The organism is Acinetobacter sp. 40AMC3-4 (assembly GCF_049898185.1).
In the GTDB taxonomy this organism is placed as follows: Bacteria; Pseudomonadota; Gammaproteobacteria; order Pseudomonadales; family Moraxellaceae; genus Acinetobacter.
Window position 1 is genome coordinate 69,418 of record NZ_JAFCXG010000006.1, and the last position, 21,676, is coordinate 91,093.

Annotated in this window: 18 protein-coding genes; 11 read left to right on the forward strand and 7 right to left on the reverse strand. The window is 42.7% G+C overall.

Annotated elements, in window-relative coordinates; all coding sequences use genetic code 11:
• Positions 1–35 precede the first annotated feature (35 nt).
• Positions 36–806, reverse strand: a complete 771-nt coding sequence (locus ACP7BU_RS09115) for a HesA/MoeB/ThiF family protein (RefSeq protein WP_425879866.1) — start codon at positions 804–806, stop codon at positions 36–38.
• Positions 807–1,290: 484 nt separating this feature from the next.
• On the opposite strand from ACP7BU_RS09115, the gene ACP7BU_RS09120 reads away from it, so the two are divergent.
• Positions 1,291–1,821, forward strand: coding sequence for a pyridoxamine 5'-phosphate oxidase family protein (locus ACP7BU_RS09120; protein WP_425879819.1), 531 nt, complete (start codon positions 1,291–1,293; stop codon positions 1,819–1,821).
• Positions 1,822–2,089: 268 nt separating this feature from the next.
• On the opposite strand, the gene ACP7BU_RS09125 is transcribed toward ACP7BU_RS09120, so the two are convergent.
• From ACP7BU_RS09125 to ACP7BU_RS09135, 3 genes are all read right to left on the reverse strand, one after another.
• Entirely contained in the window at positions 2,090–3,736 is a 1,647-nt protein-coding gene (locus ACP7BU_RS09125) for an AMP-binding protein (protein WP_425879820.1), read from the reverse strand.
• A gap of 269 nt (positions 3,737–4,005) precedes the next feature.
• Positions 4,006–5,142 (reverse strand): acyl-CoA dehydrogenase family protein, encoded by a 1,137-nt coding sequence (locus ACP7BU_RS09130; protein ID WP_180037361.1) that lies wholly within the window; start codon positions 5,140–5,142, stop codon positions 4,006–4,008.
• Between the two features lie 164 nt (positions 5,143–5,306).
• Entirely contained in the window at positions 5,307–6,077 is a 771-nt protein-coding gene (locus ACP7BU_RS09135; protein ID WP_425879821.1) for a 3-hydroxyacyl-CoA dehydrogenase, read from the reverse strand.
• Positions 6,078–6,215: 138 nt separating this feature from the next.
• On the opposite strand from ACP7BU_RS09135, the gene ACP7BU_RS09140 reads away from it, so the two are divergent.
• Both ACP7BU_RS09140 and ACP7BU_RS09145 read left to right on the forward strand, forming a co-directional pair.
• The gene (locus ACP7BU_RS09140) at positions 6,216–7,238 is read left to right on the forward strand and encodes an AraC family transcriptional regulator (protein ID WP_425879822.1); all 1,023 of its coding nucleotides are present in this window, start codon (positions 6,216–6,218) and stop codon (positions 7,236–7,238) included.
• Positions 7,239–7,467: 229 nt separating this feature from the next.
• Complete coding sequence (locus ACP7BU_RS09145; RefSeq protein ID WP_425879823.1) at positions 7,468–7,821, forward strand: hypothetical protein; 354 nt, start codon at positions 7,468–7,470, stop codon at positions 7,819–7,821.
• A 183-nt stretch (positions 7,822–8,004) separates the two neighbouring features.
• On the opposite strand, the gene prmC is transcribed toward ACP7BU_RS09145, so the two are convergent.
• Together prmC and prfA are read right to left on the reverse strand one after the other, a co-directional pair.
• A complete protein-coding gene (gene prmC, locus ACP7BU_RS09150; protein WP_425879824.1) occupies positions 8,005–8,823 on the reverse strand; it encodes a peptide chain release factor N(5)-glutamine methyltransferase in 819 nt (272 codons plus the stop codon).
• Positions 8,823–9,911, reverse strand: a complete 1,089-nt coding sequence (gene prfA, locus ACP7BU_RS09155) for a peptide chain release factor 1 (protein ID WP_004645400.1) — start codon at positions 9,909–9,911, stop codon at positions 8,823–8,825. The genes prmC and prfA overlap by 1 nt, the downstream gene beginning before the upstream one ends.
• Before the next feature lie 346 nt (positions 9,912–10,257).
• On the opposite strand from prfA, the gene ACP7BU_RS09160 reads away from it, so the two are divergent.
• From ACP7BU_RS09160 to ACP7BU_RS09175, 4 genes are all read left to right on the forward strand, one after another.
• A complete protein-coding gene (locus ACP7BU_RS09160) occupies positions 10,258–10,674 on the forward strand; it encodes a glycine zipper domain-containing protein (protein WP_004645401.1) in 417 nt (138 codons plus the stop codon).
• 246 nt (positions 10,675–10,920) lie between these two features.
• On the forward strand, positions 10,921–11,376 hold the full coding sequence (locus ACP7BU_RS09165; RefSeq protein ID WP_004645402.1) for a hypothetical protein: 456 nt from the start codon (positions 10,921–10,923) through the stop codon (positions 11,374–11,376).
• Between the two features lie 169 nt (positions 11,377–11,545).
• Positions 11,546–12,550: an LLM class flavin-dependent oxidoreductase gene (locus ACP7BU_RS09170; RefSeq protein ID WP_425879825.1), complete on the forward strand. Its 1,005-nt coding sequence runs from the start codon at positions 11,546–11,548 to the stop codon at positions 12,548–12,550.
• A gap of 343 nt (positions 12,551–12,893) precedes the next feature.
• Entirely contained in the window at positions 12,894–13,457 is a 564-nt protein-coding gene (locus ACP7BU_RS09175) for a flavoprotein (RefSeq protein ID WP_425879826.1), read from the forward strand.
• A 246-nt stretch (positions 13,458–13,703) separates the two neighbouring features.
• Here the strand turns inward: ACP7BU_RS09175 and ppsR are convergent, their stop codons facing one another.
• The gene (ppsR, locus tag ACP7BU_RS09180; RefSeq protein ID WP_004278781.1) at positions 13,704–14,540 is read right to left on the reverse strand and encodes a posphoenolpyruvate synthetase regulatory kinase/phosphorylase PpsR; all 837 of its coding nucleotides are present in this window, start codon (positions 14,538–14,540) and stop codon (positions 13,704–13,706) included.
• Between the two features lie 154 nt (positions 14,541–14,694).
• Between ppsR and ppsA the strand changes: the two genes are divergently transcribed.
• The 4 genes from ppsA to cyoB all read left to right on the forward strand — a co-directional run bounded on the left by ppsA (position 14,695) and on the right by cyoB (position 21,675).
• Positions 14,695–17,073 carry a phosphoenolpyruvate synthase gene (gene ppsA / locus ACP7BU_RS09185; protein ID WP_425879827.1) on the forward strand — a complete coding sequence of 793 codons (2,379 nt, stop codon included), beginning with the start codon at positions 14,695–14,697 and terminating at the stop codon, positions 17,071–17,073.
• A gap of 419 nt (positions 17,074–17,492) precedes the next feature.
• Positions 17,493–18,290: an RDD family protein gene (locus tag ACP7BU_RS09190; protein WP_004278783.1), complete on the forward strand. Its 798-nt coding sequence runs from the start codon at positions 17,493–17,495 to the stop codon at positions 18,288–18,290.
• Positions 18,291–18,588: 298 nt separating this feature from the next.
• Positions 18,589–19,683, forward strand: a complete 1,095-nt coding sequence (gene cyoA / locus ACP7BU_RS09195; protein WP_004278784.1) for a ubiquinol oxidase subunit II — start codon at positions 18,589–18,591, stop codon at positions 19,681–19,683.
• A 3-nt stretch (positions 19,684–19,686) separates the two neighbouring features.
• Positions 19,687–21,675: a cytochrome o ubiquinol oxidase subunit I gene (gene cyoB / locus ACP7BU_RS09200; RefSeq protein WP_004278785.1), complete on the forward strand. Its 1,989-nt coding sequence runs from the start codon at positions 19,687–19,689 to the stop codon at positions 21,673–21,675.
• The last annotated feature ends 1 nt before the right edge of the window (position 21,676 follow it).

The window sequence follows — 21,676 nt, forward strand, 5'->3', positions numbered from 1 at the left end:
AACGCAGTGTAGCAAAAAAATTGGACTTTGCAGGCTTATCTTGCCTGACAGATCAGGCAATCTGTATCTTTTTCGAAAGCGAGAATCCGCTGCTTAAAACTCAGTCCGTCCCACAACAACAGTTTTTGTCGAAGTGGTATCTGACCTAATCCCAGATATAACAAGGCATGATGTGCCTGCAAGCTGGCCATCACATTCGGTGTGGTCGCCAGTACACCGGAATCTGCACAGCGCAGACTTTCATCGGCCTGATTTTCTGGCGGGAACAGGCAAGCATAACAGGCGGAATCCCCTTCGACCATAAATAGCTGACCTTGCAAGCCAATCGCAGAAGCACTCAATAAGGGCACATTCAGCTCCACGCAAATATGATTGACCAGATAACGTGTGGCAAACTGATCACAGCCATCCAATACCAGATCCTGATGCTCAATCACACTTACTACATTTTCAGCCGTTAAGGCCTGATTCACATATTCAACTTGTAGGTTCGGATTAACCTGACTCAGTCTTTTGGCCAGCGTTTCTGCCTTATAAAATCCAATATCCTGCGGTATAAATGCCAGTTGTCGCTGTAAATTACTCATCTCGATGGTATCCGGATCGATCAGGGTAATTTTTCCCACACCTGCACGTGCCAGAAGTTCTGCCAGTGCACAGCCTATCCCGCCACAACCAATAATGCAGACATTAGAAAATTTTAACCGTTCTTGAGCGTCAATATCCCAGCCATCCAGAAGAATCTGACGGCTATACAGATGCAGTTCAGCATCGGTGAGTTCGAATTCTGGGGATATGGCATCCATGTTAAATGTAGACAACGTCTTTCCTTGTTTCGAAAATTTTTAACAATGATCGCAAAAATTAGCTTTACTGAATTTTTTAAGGACTGATAAATCTCTGGAATATCAATCTCACATTCAATTCACAGCACATCAATAAATGGTTCGGCCATCGTTGATGGCAAATAGCATATCAGCTAAACGCTCGGTATCAAGATGCAGCGGCTATGGCTTGGCAAGATTTTTTGAATCACCTCAATTCAATGGTTCCGGCAAACAGCTTTTTCTAACTTATAAAAGGTGTCAGACCTGAAGTTTTTAAAATCTTTGTTATTAAATTTCCCTGTAAATCGAGCTGTCTTGTTTAGCAATTCTGTAGTCTCTGCCTATATTTGAGTATGAAAATGTATGAGTTCAGTGAGACCTAAGGCATCTGTCTCTAAATATGATTAATCTGAAAATACCAAGCAATCTTTTCAGCTTTCATAAAATCGTATGGAGAACATACATGACCGAGCATAACAATACTCAACATGATAATCGTGAAAAATTATGGGAATTGATCAAGGATGTTCGTTACACCATGATCAGCCATTTAACCGACACACATGAAATACACTCCCAGCCGATGACCATGCTGAACTCCGAGCAGATGAATGAACGTCAAAACTTATATTTCATCCTGCGTAACACCAATGATCTGGTCAAAGCAACAGAAACAGGCCGTGGTCAGATTGGTCTGTCTTTTGCAAAACCATCAGATGGTATCTATGTGTCGATCAGTGCTCATGCCCAGATCAGTACTGACCGCATTCTGATTGAACAGTTGTGGAATCCGTGGGCTGAAAACTGGTTTGAAGGCAAAGATGATCCTACCGTACGGGTATTGATTGCTGAAGCAATCAGCGCAGAATATTGGAATGTGACAGACAACAAAGTCACCCAGCTTTTTAAAGCCTTAAAAGGCGGCGTAACTGGTGAAGCGGGCGAACCGCATGCAGAACATCAAAAAGTGAATCTACAAAGTAATATCTGGTAATGAATGAGATTTAGCCTCTTGAAATTAAGAGGCTAATTTTTTGATATATTTAATTTTAAATATCAATGTAATTCCACTGTAATGACATAAAAAATTATAATTTTTGCTTGCCTTAATCTGCTCTCTTAAAAATATAAGCTTGGGAAAATCAGCTCAATATCTGACTAAAATTTAAGTAGAAGATTTATTTCCTAAAAAACCAAAAGGCTGCCATGGCAACCTTTTAGCATTCAATCAAAAAACTAATTTGAGAAACTAACTAACTAAATTAACTGACTCGCTTCATCTCTTGGACTTTGGCTATTTCCTGCTGTTTGAGTAAATTGCGCTGAATTTTGCCGCTCGATGTTTTAGGCAAAGCTTCTACAAACTCAATCTCTTTCGGATAGGCATGTTTGGATAAGCGTGAACGTACATAACTTTGCAGTTTCAACATTAAATCTTCAGTAGCAGGATAAGCCGATTTAAGCACTACAAAGGCTTTCACAATTTCTGTTCGTTCTGGATCTGGCTTTCCAACGACTGCGGATTCAAGCACTTCCTCACATTCAAGCAAGGTACTTTCTACATCAAAAGGCCCAACCCGATAGCCCGAGGTTGTAATGACATCGTCTGCACGCCCAATAAAATCAATACCGCCATATTCATTCAGCTTCACGGTATCACCAGTGAGATAATACTGCCCGACAAATGACTTGCGGTTATGCCCTGCATAGCCTTCAAACCACATCAAAGGTGAAGCTGAACAGTCGATAGCAAGTGTTCCAATACCGCCTTTTTCTACTTCCTGATGTTCTTTGTTCAATACAGCAAAACGATGCCCAGGAATGGCAAAACCAGCTGAACCGACTTTTTTATAATGCTCCAGGCCATGATGATTGGCGATCACCATACCCAGTTCAGTCTGTCCATATTGATCATAGATATTCACATTTAAATCATGATTGAACCACTGAATCACTTCAGGCGTGAGCGGCTCACCTGCACTGCTTACCACGCGTAAATGCGAACTGATACCTGCATCAAATTTTTCTTTAAAGCCAAAGAACATACGGAATGCGGTTGGCGAGCCGGTCAGGTTGCTGACCTGATATTTTTGAATGATTTGTATGGCGTTATCGACACTGAATCCACGTTCATCCATGATGATGCTGTGCCCTAAACTCAACGGCCCTGCAATACCATAATACAGTCCATACGCCCAGCCCGGATCTGCCAGATTCCAGAAGGAATCTTCATCTCGCAGATCTACAGCGTGCAGCATATAACCCTTAAAGGCCAACAAGGCTTTTAAAGGCACAGGAACCGATTTCGCCAAGCCTGTGGTGCCTGAAGTAAACATCATCAGGAAGACATCATTAAACTGGCAATTTACCGGTTCAAACTCTTCCGGTTGTTGCTGTAAGGCTGTCCAGAAATCCGCATCTTGATAGTCATCTGCCGCTGCCTGATGCACAGTCAGAATATTCGGGACATTGAGATCATGGAGTTTCAGTCGCTGCTCTTCATCAGTAACAATCAACTGGGTGCCAGCGGTACTGATGCGATGTTCAATGGCTTTACTTTCAAAAGCAGTAAATAAAGGTTGGTATATGGCACCGATCCGCCAGGTGGCCAATATGGTAATTAAGAGTGCTGGCGTTCTTGGCAGTAACCCTGCAATACAGTCGCCGGCCTTTAAACCCAGAGAATGCATATAATTGGCCAACTGCCCTGAAGCCACGGCCAGCTGTTCAAAGGTCCACTGCTCTGCGTCTCCGTTTTTGCCTTCCCAGATCAGTGCAGTTCGGTTTTGACCCAGGTAGCGACCACAGCATTCGGTATACGCATTGATGTTCTCTGCGTTTCCAACCAGATGTTCCTGAACCATATTTTCAAAATTAAAATCAGCATATGCCTGTTCTAGTGTCTTCATGACGACAACCTCTTTCCTGTTGTAGTTTTCAGGCGACCTTGCCTGAGTTTGTCCATTTGTATTTGTTGTTCCTGCTGATTCCATCAGCATACTTTCTCAAATCTGCATTCATGCCCTATGGCTAGAACATGAATAAAGCTTATTTTTCGATTATTCGCACTGTATGTCTTTAGATCATCATGTTCAGTTGAATCCTGCAATTTCCATATCCATCCATGTAAGTACAGAATTTGAACATTAATCAAAGTCTGTTTTTTTTAATTTAACAATCAGCGTTGACACACTTCACGTGCAATCACCAGTCGTTGAATATCTGATGCACCTTCATAAATCTGGCTCACTCGCACATCACGATAGATACGCTCAACCGGAAAATCAGAGACATAACCGTAGCCACCATGAATCTGGATCGCATCTGAACAGACTCGCTCTGCAATGGTCGATGCAAACAGCTTTGCCATCGATGCTTCTTTTAAACACGCCAAGCCTGCATCTTTTAACGTTGCAGCATGCAAGACAAGCTGACGTGCGGCTTCAATTTGGGTCGCCATATCTGCAAGCCTGAACGCCACAGCCTGATGCTGCACAATTTCCACACCAAAGGCTTTGCGTTCATTGGCATATTCCACTGCAGCATCTAGTGCAGCCCGCGCCATACCGACTGATTGTGCTGCAATGCCGATCCGACCCGATTCAAGATTCGACAAGGCAATTTTATAGCCTTCACCTTCCTGGCCCAGCAGGTTGGCAGCCGGAATCCGGCAGTTATCCAGAACGATGGTCGCGGTATCCGAACAATGCTGACCCATTTTCTCTTCTAGGCGTGACACGATATAACCCGGTGCATCGGTCGGCACCAGAAAGCATGAAATACCCTTTTTCCCTGCAGATTTATCAGTCACAGCAAAGACTAGTGCAATCTGTGCGTGTTTACCTGTCGTGATAAACTGCTTGGTGCCATTTAGCACCCATTCATCACCATCACGTTCGGCTTTACACTCCAGCGAACTGGCATCCGAACCGGCCTGAGGTTCTGTCAAACAGAAACAGCCAAGCCATTCACCTGTCGCCAGCTTAGTTAAATACTGCTGTTTTTGTGCTTCAGTGCCATAACGCTGGGTAATGCCGCAAGGCAAAGAATTCTGCACACTGATAATCGTCGAGATTGCACCATCTCCTGCGGCAATTTCCTCTAGCGCCAAAACCAATGATACATAATCCAGACCTGCACCACCCCATTCTTCAGCCACTGTCATACCCAATGCACCAAGCTCACCAAGCTCTTTAAGTTCTTGTGCTGGAAATTGTGCCGTTTTGTCGCGTAAGGCCGCCGTCGGTTTCAGTTTCTGCTGCGAATAGTTACGCATCATGTCCTGAATCATTTTTTGTTCATCATTTAAAATCACGGGTATTTCCCTTCTTTATTTTTTTCTATCCAGCATTAGCAAGGACTTTTTAACTGCCAGAAATGTGATGCTTTCTGGATATATTCGGCAAATTCAGCATGCAACTTTCCCTGATACGTCATTGCCATTTTGATGAATCAGAGAAAATGTGTTTATTTAAAAAATTATTTTGGCGCCATACGGATTGCACCATCTAGACGAATCACTTCACCATTCAAATAACCATTTTCAAAGATATGTCCCACCAGCTGGGCAAATTCCTGTGGTTTGGCCAGACGCGATGGAAATGGCACCATTTGCCCCAAAGCATCCTGGACATTTTGCGGCATGCCTTTCAGCATCGGAGTTTCCATAATGCCCGGCGCGATAGTCATGACACGAATTGCCTCACGAGCCAGTTCACGTGCCAAAGGTAAGGTCATTGCGACGACTGCACCTTTTGAAGCAGCATAAGCAGTCTGGCCAATCTGACCATCATAAGCAGCCACAGAGGCAGTATTCACAATCACCCCACGTTCTTCTTCACCGGCTTGCAGCTCATATTTTGCAATTAAAGCCGCCGCATGACGCAACATATTAAAAGTACCGTTTACATTAATATTCAGCACTTTTTGGAACATTGTCAATTCATGGATGCCGTTTCGTCCCAATACTTTGGCAGACGGTGCAATCCCGGCACAGTTGATCAGACCATTCAGTTGACCATACGTACTTTCAACATGAGCGAAGAAACTTTCAACGGCTTGTTCATCGGTAACATCAAGCTGTACAAACTCAGACTGTGAACCCAGTTGCTGCTGTAGTACTTCACCCCGCTCCTGATTCATATCGACCAGAATCACTTTAGCACCGTGTTCAACCAAATGAGTCGCTGTAGCTGCACCCAAACCTGAGGCACCACCAGTGATCACAATAACTTTTCCCTGAATGTTCATGTTTATTTCCTAGCGATTTTTCTATTTCAGATACGACTTAATATGCAGAGTAAACAGAGTTTTTATTCTGTACAATTTCCAAATATTGCATCTTGCATGATGTATTTGAACAATGAAAACAAGGATGTCAGACTGAATATGTATAAGCCTGCACTGGAATATAGCAAAGGCACCATCTCGATTGACCTGGTGAACGAAGCATTGCTGGATGCCAAACGGCTGCAATTTGATATCCCTGCCATTTTGAAAAAAGCCAATATCCCAGCAGAAGTATTAAATGCTCCCAAGGCACGCGTGTCGGTCAGCCAATTTGCCCAATTATGGACTGTGCTTGCAGACAGCATGAATGACGAATTTTTTGGCATGGACAGCCATGCCATGCGTCGTGGCAGTTTTAAATTGCTTTCGAAAATGGTTATGCAGGCAGATACACTGGAAAAAGCGCTGCAAAACATTCTGCAATTTCTCAACTTGGTTTTGGACGACCTGCAAAGCACGCTCATGGTTGAGGAACACTATGCCTATATCGTGATTTATGATTTAAAAACAACCAAACGCATGTTTAGTTATGCGACTTATCTGATGCTGATTCATACCCTGATCTGCTGGTTAAGTGGACAACGGATTTTGCTTAATCAGATTCAATTGAAATGTGCAGCACCACTGAATGATTTTGATTACAAAGTTCGATTCTGTGAACAGATTGAATATCAGGCCAGCGAAAATTACGTGCAATTTGATGCCAGCTATCTGCAACTGCCGATTAAACAGGATACTCAGTCTTGGTATCAGTTTATTCAGCAAACACCACAAAATTTATTGGTGCGTTTTAAAAACCCCTATGCCTTGAGCACCCAGATTCGCCGAAAATTGCTACAGGTTTCGCCGGCAGAATGGCTGGAACTGAATGAACTAGCCTTAAAAATGAATATGTCTGAAGCCACCATGCAACGGCGTTTAAAAAGTGAAGGTGTCAGCTATCAGCAATTAAAAAATGAGATACGCCGGGATACCGCAATTGAATTACTGACCCGTACTGAACAAAGTTTACAAGAGATCAGCGATCAGCTTAACTTTCAGGAATCCAGTGCATTTCATCGTGCATTCAAAAAGTGGACTGGCGTCAGTCCAGGTGCGTATCGACAAAATAATATTAGATAATTTATATAAAATTAGACTTTAAAAATATTACCGAAAAAATACTTGGATTCTAAACATTTATTTTTATTATGATTATATATTTCAAGCCCTAAAATATATATTAGCAGGACTACACAGTCACCCAGAAAGCTTTGCAATTCACCCGGAAATAGATTATTTTTCACTCAATTTATAGCACTTTTGCTATTGGCTGTACTCTCCATTTTCCTTTCTAGTTGAAGGTATCTCCATGTTAAAGATGACTGATGTGCTTGGGCAAAATCTTGTCCAAAACTTCTCTAAAGCTTTATTTTCTTCGACTGATCTCATTACAGAACAGTTGAATCAAGGGATTTTAAATGCATCGGATGCAGAACTGAAAGATGCAATTCTGCACTTCTTTAATCAGATAGATGCTGTGGAAGCGGCTCAGGCCCTTGAAATTCCGGCAGAACGTATCAATGAATTACAACAAGGTATTGCCTTGAAAGATGAAAGATCTCTGGCAGACACTTTGAAAGTTGTGGCACTTTGTCTGGCAATGGAAACTGGCAGTTTGGATCAGGTAGAAGTCTATGACTGTCTACAAGACTATCCAATGTAATTCTTTTTTAAGTATTCCTCGAAAGCGGTGCTCTGGCATCGCTTTTTTGTTTTTAGTTATACTGCGTTGGCGTCATATCATTCAAAATACTTAAGGTTTCAGATGCAGTCAGGAATTTATAAAGAAAAAATCCAATAAAAAAGCGACCACATCGGTCGCTTTTTTATAAAGATAGATGACAGATTAATGTGGCCATTGACCCAAAGTTACGCGATCATTCCCGCCATAATCTTTAACCGTGCGGACTTGCTTATAACCCGCCTGTTTAAATAGATGTTGTACGGCGTCTGCCTGATCATAACCATGCTCAAGCACCACCCAACCATTGACAGTCAAATGCTTCTTGGCTTGCAGAATAATCATTTCAATATCGGCCAGCCCCTTTTTATCTGCCACCAGCGCACGTTCCGGTTCAGTCGCCAGATTCTGCATATGCACATCATCAGCATCGATATAAGGTGGATTCGATACAATGGCATCAAAGAATTGACGGCCAAATGGTTTCAACCATGAACCCAGAACAAATTCCACATTCTCAATATCATGTTGTTCCGCATTATATTTCGCCACCTCAAGCGTAGGCTCGTAGATATCGGAAGCGGTTAGTGTCCAGTTAGAACGTTCAGATGCCAGTGATAAGGCAATTGCACCAGTACCTGTACCCAAATCCACCACACGGGCATCATCAGGCAGATCCAATTTCAACACAGTCTCAACCAGCACTTCAGTATCCGGACGTGGCACCAAGGTATCTTTGGTCACTTTGAGGTCTAAAGTCCAGAATGGCTGTGAACCAGTGACATAAGCCAAAGGCTCACCGGCAGCAATACGCGCCAATCCGTCTTTATACGCCTGTTCCTGTTCCGGCGTTAACTCCTGATCCTTTTTTATCAGCAGATCAAATGAATCAATCTTGGTGATGTGTTCCAGTAACCAGGCATTTTCCTGACGTTCGTAACTTTCAGCTTCGCCGCGTAAAGCCAAGGCTTGTAAAATATTCATTATCCACCATTCTGCTGTGCAAGCATGGCCAATTGATCCGCCTGATATTCGCGATGCAGGCTGTCCAGCAATTCAGTCAAATCACCTTCCATCACGGCATCCAGCTTGTATAAAGTCAGGTTAATGCGGTGATCTGTCATACGACCTTGCGGATAGTTATAGGTACGGATACGTTCTGAACGATCCCCCGATCCCACCAGGTCACGACGCATTTCCGAGGTTGCTGCATCTGCTGCTGCACGTTTGGCATTTTCCAAACGTGATACCAGCAGTGCCATCGCTTTGGCCTTGTTCTTATGCTGTGAACGCTCTTCCTGACACTCCACTACGGTGCCGGTTGGAATATGAGTAATACGTACTGCAGAATCGGTTTTGTTAACATGCTGACCACCTGCACCTGAAGCACGATAGGTATCAATGCGCAAATCAGATGAGTTGATTTCAACCGAGGTATCGACATCAATTTCAGGAAGAATCGCAACGGTACATGCTGAGGTATGCACACGGCCTTGTGATTCGGTCGCTGGTACACGCTGTACACGATGCGCACCACTTTCAAATTTTAGACGACCGTAAACCCCGTCACCATTAATCAGGCAGATGACTTCTTTATAGCCACCATGTTCGCCTTCATTTTCAGAGAGGATTTCAATACGCCAGCCTTGGTTTTCCGCATATTTACTATACATACGAAATAAATCGCCTGAGAAAATCGCAGCTTCATCGCCGCCGGTTCCGGCACGAATCTCAAGATAAGCCGAGTTGGCATCATTCGGATCTTTCGGAATCATCAAGATGTTCAGGTCTGCTTCAAGCGATTCAATTAAAGCTTTATTCTCTTTAATTTCTTCCTGCGCCATTTCCTTAAAGTCCGGATCTGACAGCATGGCCTGAGCTGTTTCAATGTCTTCTTCAGCCTGTCTGTACTTGGTCCAGACATTGGTGATTTCTGTTAAGTCATTATGCTCACGTGACAATTGACGGAAGCGCTTATTATCAGAAATGACTTCAACATCAGCCAGTAATGCGGTCAATTCTTCATGGCGGTCAGAGAGTTGGTCTAATCGTAAACGTAACGATTCTTTCATTTTCTAAAAAATCTCAAACATAGGCTGCGACTAAAAACCGATTTAGCACAGCGAAATCAAAAAATTGCGCCTAGTTTAACGACTCTGGCTTCTAATGAACATCATTATTGAGTAAGTCCGCGTTGCTATCATTCGTGCTCTACAGCATTTGTTAACAAATATGATTAAAAACAGTGGAATTGACTTTTTTATAGTCGATCTTATTCTTAATTTCTTGCCGATTTTACAATTCGCCAAATAAAGCAGGGAATTATGAAGAAACATCTTCATATTGTTTTGGGCATGATTTGTTACATTTTCCGCATCGAAATAACTACAGTCCTGTAGATGGACACGGAGTGATAACATGAAACTCAACGCACTTTTAATGAGTACAGTTTTAGCTGCTGGTTCAATGATGACCGTAAACGCACATGCCGACAGTACAGCGCGTGTTGCAGCAGCAAGTGCTTTAGGTAGTGTTGCAGGTACAGCATTAGGTAAAAACATGGGTGGTAATACCGGCGCAACCATTGGTGCTGCTTTAGGTGGTGCTGGCGGCGCAGCAGTTGCAAGCAGCAAGAAAAACCGTACTGAATCTGCCATTGGTGGTGCCCTAGGTGGCGGTGCAGGTTATACCGTAGGTAAAAATATGGGCGGTACTAACGGCGGTTATATCGGTTCAGCTTTAGGTGCTGCCGGTGGTGCTGCACTAGGTAACAAGATTGCCAAAGATAAAGCAGCTGAAAAACGCTCTAAACACTGGAAAAAACGTTACCGTTAATTTGTGCTCAGGCTGTTTAGACCAGACGCTACATTTAACATGAAAAGCACCTTTTGGTGCTTTTTTTTATTACTGTTTCATAACATGAAATTTCAAGTAATACATGGAATTATCCTGTCCACATCATGAATCAATTAAGGAGATAAAAATCACAATTCGCCAACATTGCCTCCATGCTGTTTGGCGCTTGCTAGATTAAATTTATCTCATCAACAAAATATAGCTAGATATATAAAAGGTGTCCTCATGAACTATAAATCTCTAATGATCGCTGTCGTAGCAACCTCAGCCATGGGTATGACAGCTGCCAATGCAGGCAATACAACCAATACAGCCTTAGCTTCTGCACTAGGTGGTGTTGTTGGTGCCGCAGTAGGTAATAAAATGGGTGGTACCACTGGCGCAACAATCGGTTCAGCGATTGGTGGCGGTGCAGGTGCCGCAGTAGCTGCAAATAAACGTGACCGTAATGGTGCGATTATCGGTGGTGCTTTAGGTGGCGGTGCAGGTTATGCAGTTGGCCGAAATATGGCAGGCACCAACGGTGGTTACATCGGTGCGGCACTGGGTTCAGCAGGTGGTTCAGCTTTAGGTAAGAAAGTCAGCGAAGACCGTCGTTATGATGACCGCAACGAACGTCGCTATAATTCTTCTCGTAACTACCGCTATAACGATTATCGTTATAACAACCGTCGTCGTTAAGATTCTCTCCGCTTATTCTTTCCTCCTTTATAAGCATCTTCGGATGCTTATTTTTTTGCCTTTATTTTTTATCTTTATCTGTTAGTTTACACTTATATCGATTTTTTTCGATATACAAATACTCTCTAAAGTCGTATGCTTTTAGAGATGTCTATTTAAGAGTAATACTATGCGTACGCTTAACGATACCCAGTTCTCTATACTCGAACTGGTTCCTGTTCGTGACGACAAGACTATTCAATTCGCGCTAAACCATGCGCTGGAACTTGCCCAAGCAGCAGAAAAATTGGGTTATCGCCGGATGTGGCTGGCAGAACATCATAATATGGATGGCATTGCCAGTTCAGCAACCGCAGTTCTCTTAGGCTATTTACTGGCGAATACCAAAACCCTAACTTTAGGCTCTGGTGGAATTATGCTGCCGAATCATGCTCCACTAGTAGTAGCAGAACAGTTCGGCACCTTGGCAACGCTCTATCCGGATCGTATTGAACTGGGTCTGGGCCGCGCACCCGGTACAGATCAAATGACCATGCGTGCCCTGCGTCGTGGCCGTCAGGAAACCGAAGATCAATTTCCGCAGGATGTTCTGGAAATTCTGCAATATTTTAAAGATCCAATTCCAGGACAGCGTATTGTGGCAACGCCGGGTCAAAGCACGCATGTACCTGTATGGTTATTAGGGTCCAGTCTGTTTAGTGCGCAATTGGCAGCAAAACTCGGCCTACCTTATTCCTTCGCTTCGCATTTTGCCCCGCGTATGCTGGGTCAGGCCATTCAATTATATCGTGAAAACTTTGAACCGTCTGAATATCTCGATCGTCCTTATGTATCGATGGGCGTACCGACCTGTGTCGCAGATACCAATGAAGAAGCAGAATATCTGGTGACTAGTGCCTATCAGCGGGTTTTATCACTGATTCGTGGGCAAAGCCTAAAACTTAAAGCACCAATTGATTCGATGGAAGGTCTGTGGTCGCCGCCGGAAAAAATGTCAGTCGATAATTTCTTTGCCATGGCTCAGGTCGGCTCCAAAGAAACCGTTAAAGCTGGGCTAGAATCGCTTTTAGCCAAATATGATGTGGATGAGTTTATCTTTACTTGTGACATCTATGACACTGACAAACGTCTGCACAACTTTGAGCTGTTGATGCAAATTAAAAACGGTCTGTAAATGAAAGCTGCATCTACCTATTCTCAGCAATGGGTAGATGTTTTTTCACCTTTAAAGATAAATGACTAAAAGAAACATCCCAGTAAAATCATTTCTATCGACCTCCTCCATTAAACAGCCTCTTCTTTGAACGAACACTTCATTTCTTTCATCCATCTCAGCAAGTTAAAATTCATTCTTTTTGGATCGCCTGTAAACCCATTCAGCCTCAACAAAATCAGATTTTATATTTTGGTCAAATAGATGACTGTCTAAGTTAAATTTTTCACTTTACCCTGGCTTGAGTTTTTGTTTATATCTCATACAAAGAAAATTAATTATTAAATAAATTCAAGGAATTCTAATGTCTACCAAGCAGGATCCACACGCTGGTATTTTTGAAAATCGCCCCGAACATTTTCAGCAGTTTAATGGAATTAAAGTGCCCTCTTCCGAACTGTTAGAATTGGATTATGCAGATAAAGATATTGCGATTATTGGCACGGATCAGTTTACCGTGAGCCAGCTGGATAAAATCAGTCAATATGCCCGTTCGGTGAAAGTTTTCCAGATTAATCCCGCTTTTGTATTGCCTGGTTCCGACCGAATTCTGCAACGGATTATTAATCATCCACTAATTGGTAAAAATCGTCGCTTATTTAACAACCGCATTAAAAGTCTACTCTCTCTGCGGTTTTTAGAAAATCAGGTGCAGAATTTGTGGCTAAGACGCCAGTTAATGCCAAATCTTGCATCTTCACGTAAAATTTATCTGAAATCAGATCATTATTATGCTGCTCTACAACGTGAAAATTGCCAGCTGATTACCTGGCCGATTCTGAAAATTTCGGAAAATACGATTCATTGTATCAATGGTGAGCAGCATCCAGTCGCTATCATTATTCATACTTATTTAGCAGAAAAATAACTCGTACTGAACAGTAAAAATAAAAAATTGGTAAGCTGATAATGAGATTTTTATTTACGTATCAAGAACCGACATGATGATTTATTCAACAGAATGAGCAAAGAAGACTCTTTTATATTTCAGAATATGATAGTTGGTATTTTCTTAGAATTATAAAATTCATACATTATTTCGATTAATCAATGCTTACTTGTAATTTTTAGCTATAAATCAAAGCCAAACCGCAGTTTGGCTCTGGCTGGTTTCTTAACCGATTCGACGTTTTAAACCGGTCATTTGCAACACACGTGTTGAGATTTCTTCAATCGACATTTCAGACACATTCAGGTACTTGATGCCTTCCGAAATATAAATTCCTTCAATCGCACGCAACTCCATCTGACACTGACTAAAGCTGGCATAACGGCTATTGGCCTTACGCTCAGAACGAATGGCCACAAGGCGTTCCGCATCAATCATCAGGCCAAACAGCTTGTTTTTATGCGGTCGCAGCACGGCTGGCAGTCGGTTATCATCCAAATCTTCTTCAGTCAGTGGATAGTTCGCCACGCGAATACCGAACTGCAAAGACAGATAAATAGAGGTCGGGGTTTTACCTGACCGCGATACACCAATCAGGATCAGGTCAGCTTTATCATAATGACGGGTACGTGCGCCGTCGTCGTTATCTAAAGCAAAATGAACAGCATCAATACGGGCCTTATAAGACTCAGAGTCGGTCACCGCGTGGGTCTGCCCGACTAAAGTTGTAGGAATCGTGCCTAATTCATCAGCCAACTTACTAATAAGCCCTTCAAATACATCGAGATTTACTGCATTTGCAGTATTAATAATGTCGCGCACATAGGGATCAACTAGGGTATCAAATACCAGCGGTTTTTCACCGTCGATTTGAGCTCTTGCATTGATCTCTGCCACCACATTTGTAGCCGCTTCTTCGGAACTAATGTAAGGAATAATATGAATGTCAAATTTCACATGCGGAAACTGCGCTAACAGCGAGTGTCCAAGGGTTTCAGCGGTGATGGCGGTACCATCTGAAATAAAGAAAACACTACGCTGAATTTGTTTACCTTCCGACATTAAAATTCTCCTCCAACATTTGTCTTAGTGCTATATAATCTTTATAGTAAACCGATCTTACATGACTGTCGCTTAGTAAAATCAAAAACCTAGATGATTTGCTATACTCTCATGCCGAGATAGTGATTAATACTGCAAAAGTGGAGTAACAACTTTGGAAGCGCGCGTAATTGGTCTGGAAAAATTAGGGAAGCACGACGTTGAGCTGGTCGGTGGGAAAAACTCATCACTAGGCGAAATGATCAGCCACTTATCAAATGCTGGTGTATCTGTGCCAGGTGGTTTCGCAACGACTGCCGATGCCTACCGTGAATTTCTCGAGCAAAGTGGCCTAAACGCTAAAATCAATGCAGAGCTTGCTGTACTCAATGTTGATGATGTGAATGCACTCGCTGAAACTGGCGCAAAAATTCGTCAATGGATTGTGGATACTCCACTTACGCCTGCATTAGAACAAGAAGTTCGTACAGCATTTGCAGAACTTTCTAACGGCAACCCTGACATCGCGGTTGCCGTTCGTTCTTCTGCAACTGCAGAAGATTTGCCGGATGCTTCTTTTGCTGGCCAGCAAGAAACTTTCTTGAATATTCGTGGTATCGATAACGTTCTGATCGCAATCAAAGAAGTGTTTGCATCTTTGTACAACGACCGCGCAATCTCATACCGTGTACACCAAAACTTTGCCCATGATGTAGTTGCCCTGTCTGCTGGTGTACAACGCATGGTTCGTTCAGAAACTGGCGCTGCAGGTGTGATGTTTACGCTAGATACTGAATCAGGCTTCCGTGATGCAGTATTCATTACTGCATCTTATGGTTTGGGTGAAATGGTCGTTCAAGGTGCAGTTAACCCGGACGAATTCTATATTTCTAAACCGCTTTTAAATGCAGGCCGACACGCGATCCTTCGTCGCAACCTGGGTTCTAAGCACCAGAAAATGATTTATGGTGAAGAAGCATCTGCAGGTAAATCTGTCGTTGTCGTGGATGTTGAAAAAGCTGAACGCCAACAGTTCGCTTTAAACGACCAAGAATTACAAGAACTTGCTAAACAAGCGCTGATCATTGAAAACCACTACGGTGCACCAATGGACATCGAGTGGGCAAAAGATGGCGATGATGGCAAGATTTACATCGTTCAGGCGCGTCCTGAAACTGTAAAAAGCCGTGAAAATGTCGGCACCATGGAACGCTACCTGTTGAAACAACGCGGTACTGTGATCTGTGAAGGCCGTTCAATCGGTCAACGCATTGGTTCTGGTAAAGTCCGCATTGTGACGTCTATTAAAGAAATGGACAAAGTACAAGACGGTGATGTTCTTGTATCTGATATGACTGACCCGGATTGGGAACCAGTCATGAAACGTGCAGCTGCGATTGTAACAAACCGTGGTGGTCGTACTTGTCACGCAGCAATTATTGCACGTGAGCTTGGTGTTCCTGCAATCGTGGGTTGTGGTAATGCAACTGAAGTTCTTGTAGACGGTCAGGAAGTGACTGTGTCTTGTGCTGAAGGTGATACTGGCTTTATCTATGAAGGCGCACTAGATTTTGAAATTCAAAAGAATTCAATTGAGTCTATGCCTGCTCTTCCATTTAAAGTAATGATGAACGTGGGTAACCCGGATCGTGCATTTGACTTTGCTCAAATTCCAAACGCAGGTATTGGTCTGGCGCGTCTTGAATTCATTATTAACCGTATGATTGGTGTTCACCCGAAAGCATTAATCAATATTGACAGCCTTCCACGTGAAACACGTGCAGCAGTCATGGCGCGTACTGCAGGTTATGCATCTCCAATTGAATTCTATGTAGAGAAACTGGTTGAAGGTATCTCGACACTTGCTGCTGCATTTGCAGACAAGCCAGTCATTGTTCGTATGTCAGACTTCAAGTCTAACGAATATGCAAACTTGATCGGTGGTAAGTTATACGAGCCAGAAGAAGAAAACCCGATGCTAGGTTTCCGTGGTGCAAGTCGCTACGTTTCTGATAACTTTCGTGATTGCTTCGAACTTGAATGTCGTGCATTGAAAAAGGCACGTGATGAAATGGGTTTAACCAATATCCAGATCATGATTCCATTTGTTCGTACTGTTGCTGAAGCGAAACGTGTAATTGAACTTCTTGCATTAAATGGTCTTAAGCGCGGTGAAAACGGCCTTAAAGTGATCATGATGTGTGAACTTCCAACCAATGCTTTATTGGCAGATCAGTTCCTTGAACATTTCGATGGTTTCTCTATTGGTTCAAACGACTTGACACAATTAACGCTTGGTCTTGACCGTGACTCGGGTATTGTCTCTCACCTATTTGATGAGCGCGACCCTGCAGTTAAGGCGTTGCTTTCTCTTGCAATTCAAGCATGTCGTAAAGCTGGCAAATATGTCGGTATTTGTGGTCAAGGTCCTTCTGATCATCCAGATCTTGCACAATGGTTAATGGAACAAGGTATCGACTCTGTGTCTTTAAACCCAGACTCGGTACTTGAAACTTGGTTCTTCCTGGCTGAAGAAAAAGTGCAAAAAGCATAAGCAATTGTGAATAAAAAAGACCCTTTGATAGGGTCTTTTTTATGAGATAGATATTATGATTTATTGTTTGAAAATTGATAACTAAAGACCCAATCACAAGCTAAACAATTGAATTTATAAATATAATTAAATCAACGCTTATCAACACATAAAGACTGTAATGACAAACAAATACCAACAGTAAAGTCATATCAAAATGGCAATAATAATAAATAACCATCGAATGTTCAGGAAGATATTTTTAAGAATGCAGATCCTTGCAATTTTGTATGGGCTCATTTTTAATGACAAATATGATTGAAAATCCTCAATTAATCTATATCTTACGATGAGAGGATGTTTGTTTTCAAAACAGAATTCAATACAATCTTGATCAAAGCTATTATCAGTTCACATTTATATATTGAGATTCAGTCTATATGCAGATTTACTTGGCCCGAAACAATCAACAAGCTGGTCCATATACGCTCGAGCAATTGAATCAGATGCTGGCGAATCAACAAGTCATGCTGACTGACCTGGCATGGCATCAAGGCATGACCGAGTGGAAAGCCTTAGGTGAACTTACCCAAGGAAAATCGGTATATCAACCCGAAGGTTATGTCGCTCCAGCAGTCACACCTGAAACGCCGGTATTCCAGAATAGCCAACCAACGACTTCGGCCTACTCACAGCCTCATACTCAAACAGCAACTCAAAAAAATGAACTTGCCAGTATTCCAAGCCGTATCCTGGCCAAAATTGTAGACGTATTACTGTGGCTACCAGCAACCTTCATTTTGACTGCTTTTTTTACGCCTGAACAGGAAACCCGGTTTGCTCAACTGAATGAAGAATTCATGAATGTTGTGCTGAGTAGCGATGCAGATCCTGCAATGGCTCAGCAATTACAGACTCAAATGTTTGAGATGTTTTCTCAGCAGGCGTGGCTTGCCACAGCGGTCTATTTGATTATCATGCTGGCCATTCAAGCCTTTCTGATTGCCAAATCAGGCCAAAGTATTGGTAAAAAGCTCACGAAAATCAAAATTGTAGATGTAGAATCAGGTGAAAAGACCAGCCTGTTGCGCGCCTTTACTATTCGTAGCGTATTTTTCATATTTTTAAATATTGTATTTATGCCACTGAGTTTAATTATTGACTGGGCCTTCGGATTGGGCAAAAAACGTCAAACCTTGCACGATAAACTCGCAAAAACGCAAGTTGTGAAACAATAGTGCAGGAATACACAAAATGGGATGAATATCATCCCATTTTGATTACAGAACTTTGAAATTGAAATAAAATTCCCATAAATCCTCCCCAATCCAGACCAGCAAAATCGGTTTTTATTACAGGCATTTAAAGCGCCCTAGATATAGCTTAGTTCGTGAATCTCAGGCATAATGCCCTACAACGTAGCGGTGTATTGTGATTAATAGGATGTTTTGTAAAATTCAGCCTTTTTTGTCATGTGCACTTTAATCGCTATCCCATATTAAATTAGGGAATGGGACTCTTCACCGAGGTTGTAAAATGAGACAAACGATTTTAGCTGTATTGTCTTTATCTGCGATGACTGCACTCTTGACCGGGTGTGGTGGTGATATGGTACTTCTGAACTCTAAAGGTCCAGTTGCAGCAGGTCAAAGTAACCTGATGATGACTGCGATTTACTTAATGCTTTTGGTGGTTATTCCATCAATCATCATGGCATTATGGTTCGGTTGGAAATATCGTGCATCGAATAAAGACGCAGACTATAAACCTACATGGGCACACTCTACTGCGATTGAAATTGTGGTATGGGGTATCCCTGTCATTATTATTGGTATTTTAGCTTGGTTAACTTGGTGGGGTTCCCACAAGTATGACCCATACCGTCCAATTGAAGCAGATAAAGCACCTTTAACTGTTCAGGTTATTGCTGAGCAATTTAAATGGATCTTCATCTATCCTGAGCAAGGCATTGCAACTGTTAACGAATTACGTTTCCCAGAGCAAACTCCGGTAAGCCTTCGTTTAACCTCTAACTTCACGATGAACTCGTTCTTCATCCCGGCGTTAAGTGGTCAGATTTATGCAATGGCAGGTATGCAAACTCACCTTAACTTCTTAGCTGATGAAACTAGTCCAGCTGAAGGTTATCGTGGTTTCTCTTCAAACTATTCAGGCTATGGCTTCTCACAAATGCGCTTCCGTGCACATTCTGTGACTGATGCTCAATTCGCTGAATGGATTTCTGCTGTTCAGGCAGGAAACGGTACTTCAGTTAACCCTAATGCAGTACAAAAAACTGTTCTAGACCAAGCTGAATTTGCAACTTTACGTGACGGCAACCGTGGTAAACACCAGATCGAAGCGATTATTGCAAAAGCTGAAACTCCTGAAGAGAAGGCTGCTGCTGAAGCAATGAAGCCTTACCCTACTAAGCCACATCCTGTGACTTACTACTCTTCTGTAGAGCAAGGTTTGTTTGAATCTGTGATTCACAAGTATATGAGTAACTATCACGGTGCTGATCATTCAGCTCCTGTAGAAGCTGCAGCGACTGATGCTGTTGCTCACGAAGCGGCTGCTTCTGAAGCTCATGTAGCTGGTGAACATGCGACTGCTTCTCAAGGAGAATAAGACATGAGCTTCTTAGGTAAGTTAGGTCCAGATGCAATTCCTTACGATCCAATCGTATTGGCAACTGTTGCAATGATGATCCTGGGTGGTATCGCAGTTTTTGCTGGTATTACCTACTTCAAAAAATGGGGCTACCTGTGGAACGAATGGTTCACATCTGTAGACCATAAAAAAATTGGTATCATGTATATCTTCGTATCTGTGATCATGCTTTTGCGTGGTTTCGCCGATGCGATCATGATGCGTCTTCAGCAGTTCCTTGCAAAAGGTGGCGGCGAAGGTTATCTACACCCTGAGCATTACGACCAGATCTTTACCGCGCATGGCGTGATCATGATCTTCTTCGTGGCAATGGGTCTTGTAGTTGGTTTAATGAACATCTCTGTACCGCTTCAAATCGGTGCACGTGACGTTGCATTCCCATTATTAAACTCTTTAAGCTTCTGGTTATTCGCCGGCGCTGCGGGTCTGATGATGGTTTCACTTGCGTTAGGTGAGTTCGCTGCAACAGGTTGGATGGCATACCCTCCACTGTCTGGTATCGAATATTCTCCAGGCGTAGGTATGGACTACTACATCTGGGCACTGCAAATTTCAGGTCTAGGTACGCTATTAACGGGTGTTAACTTCTTCGTTACCATCATCAAAATGCGTGCGCCTGGCATGAAACTTATGGAAATGCCAATCTTTACCTGGACATCTTTATGTACAGCAGTATTGATTATTGCGGCTTTCCCGGTGTTGACTGCAACAATCGCAATGTTAACGCTTGACCGTTACTTCGGTTTCCACTTCTTCACCAATGATTTGGGCGGTAGTCCAATGTTGTACGTGAACTTGATTTGGACTTGGGGTCACCCAGAAGTATACATTCTGATCTTACCAGCATTTGGTATTTACTCAGAAGTTGTTGCGACTTTCTCGCGCAAAGCATTGTTCGGTTACAAATCAATGGTGTATGCAACAGTAGCAATCACAGTATTGTCATTCGTTGTATGGGTTCACCACTTCTTTACCATGGGTGCAGGTGCCAACGTTAACGCGTTCTTCGGTATCATGACCATGATTATTGCGATTCCTACAGGTGTGAAGATCTTCTCTTGGTTGTTCACCATGTACAAGGGTCGTATTGTTTTCACCACTCCAATGCTATGGACACTAGGCTTCCTGGTAACTTTCGGTATCGGTGGTTTAACAGGTGTATTGATGGCAGTTCCACCAGCGGACTTCCTGGTACACAACTCTTTATTCCTGATTGCTCACTTCCATAACGTAATTATTGGTGGTGTGGTATTCGGTATGTTCGCAGGTATCATCTTCTACTGGCCGAAAATGTTCGGTTGGAGACTGAATGAGACTTGGGGTAAAGCAGCGTTCTGGTTCTGGTTCTTCGGTTTCTATTTTGCATTCATGCCACTTTATATCCTTGGTTTCATGGGTATGACACGTCGTTTGAATACATTTGACAACCCAGAATGGGACCCGTATGTAGATATCGCGATGTTTGGTGCGGTTCTAGTTGCACTGGGTATTCTATGTTTCATCATGCAAATCGTGGTTGGTTTCCTACAACGTGACCAACGTCTAGATTTGACTGGCGATCCATGGGATGGTCGTACCCTTGAATGGGCGACATCTTCTCCTGCTCCGTTCTATAACTTTGCTCATCTTCCAAAGATCAATGGTATTGATACTTTCTGGATCGAGAAAGAAAATGGTGTTGCGTATGCAAAACCAACGAAGTACGAAGATATCCACATGCCGACTAACCGTGCTGCCGGTTTCGTTATCGCGATGTTCATCACTGTTATGGGCTTCGGTTTAATCTGGCACATCTGGTGGTTAGTAGTTGTTACGTTCATTGCTTCTATCATTAGCTTCATCGTGTCTTCTTTCACCAAGAAAGTGGATTACTATGTTCCAGCTGCTGAAGTTGAGCGTATTGAAAACGAACGCTATGCGATTCTTGAAAAACACTTGAAGAAGGACTAAG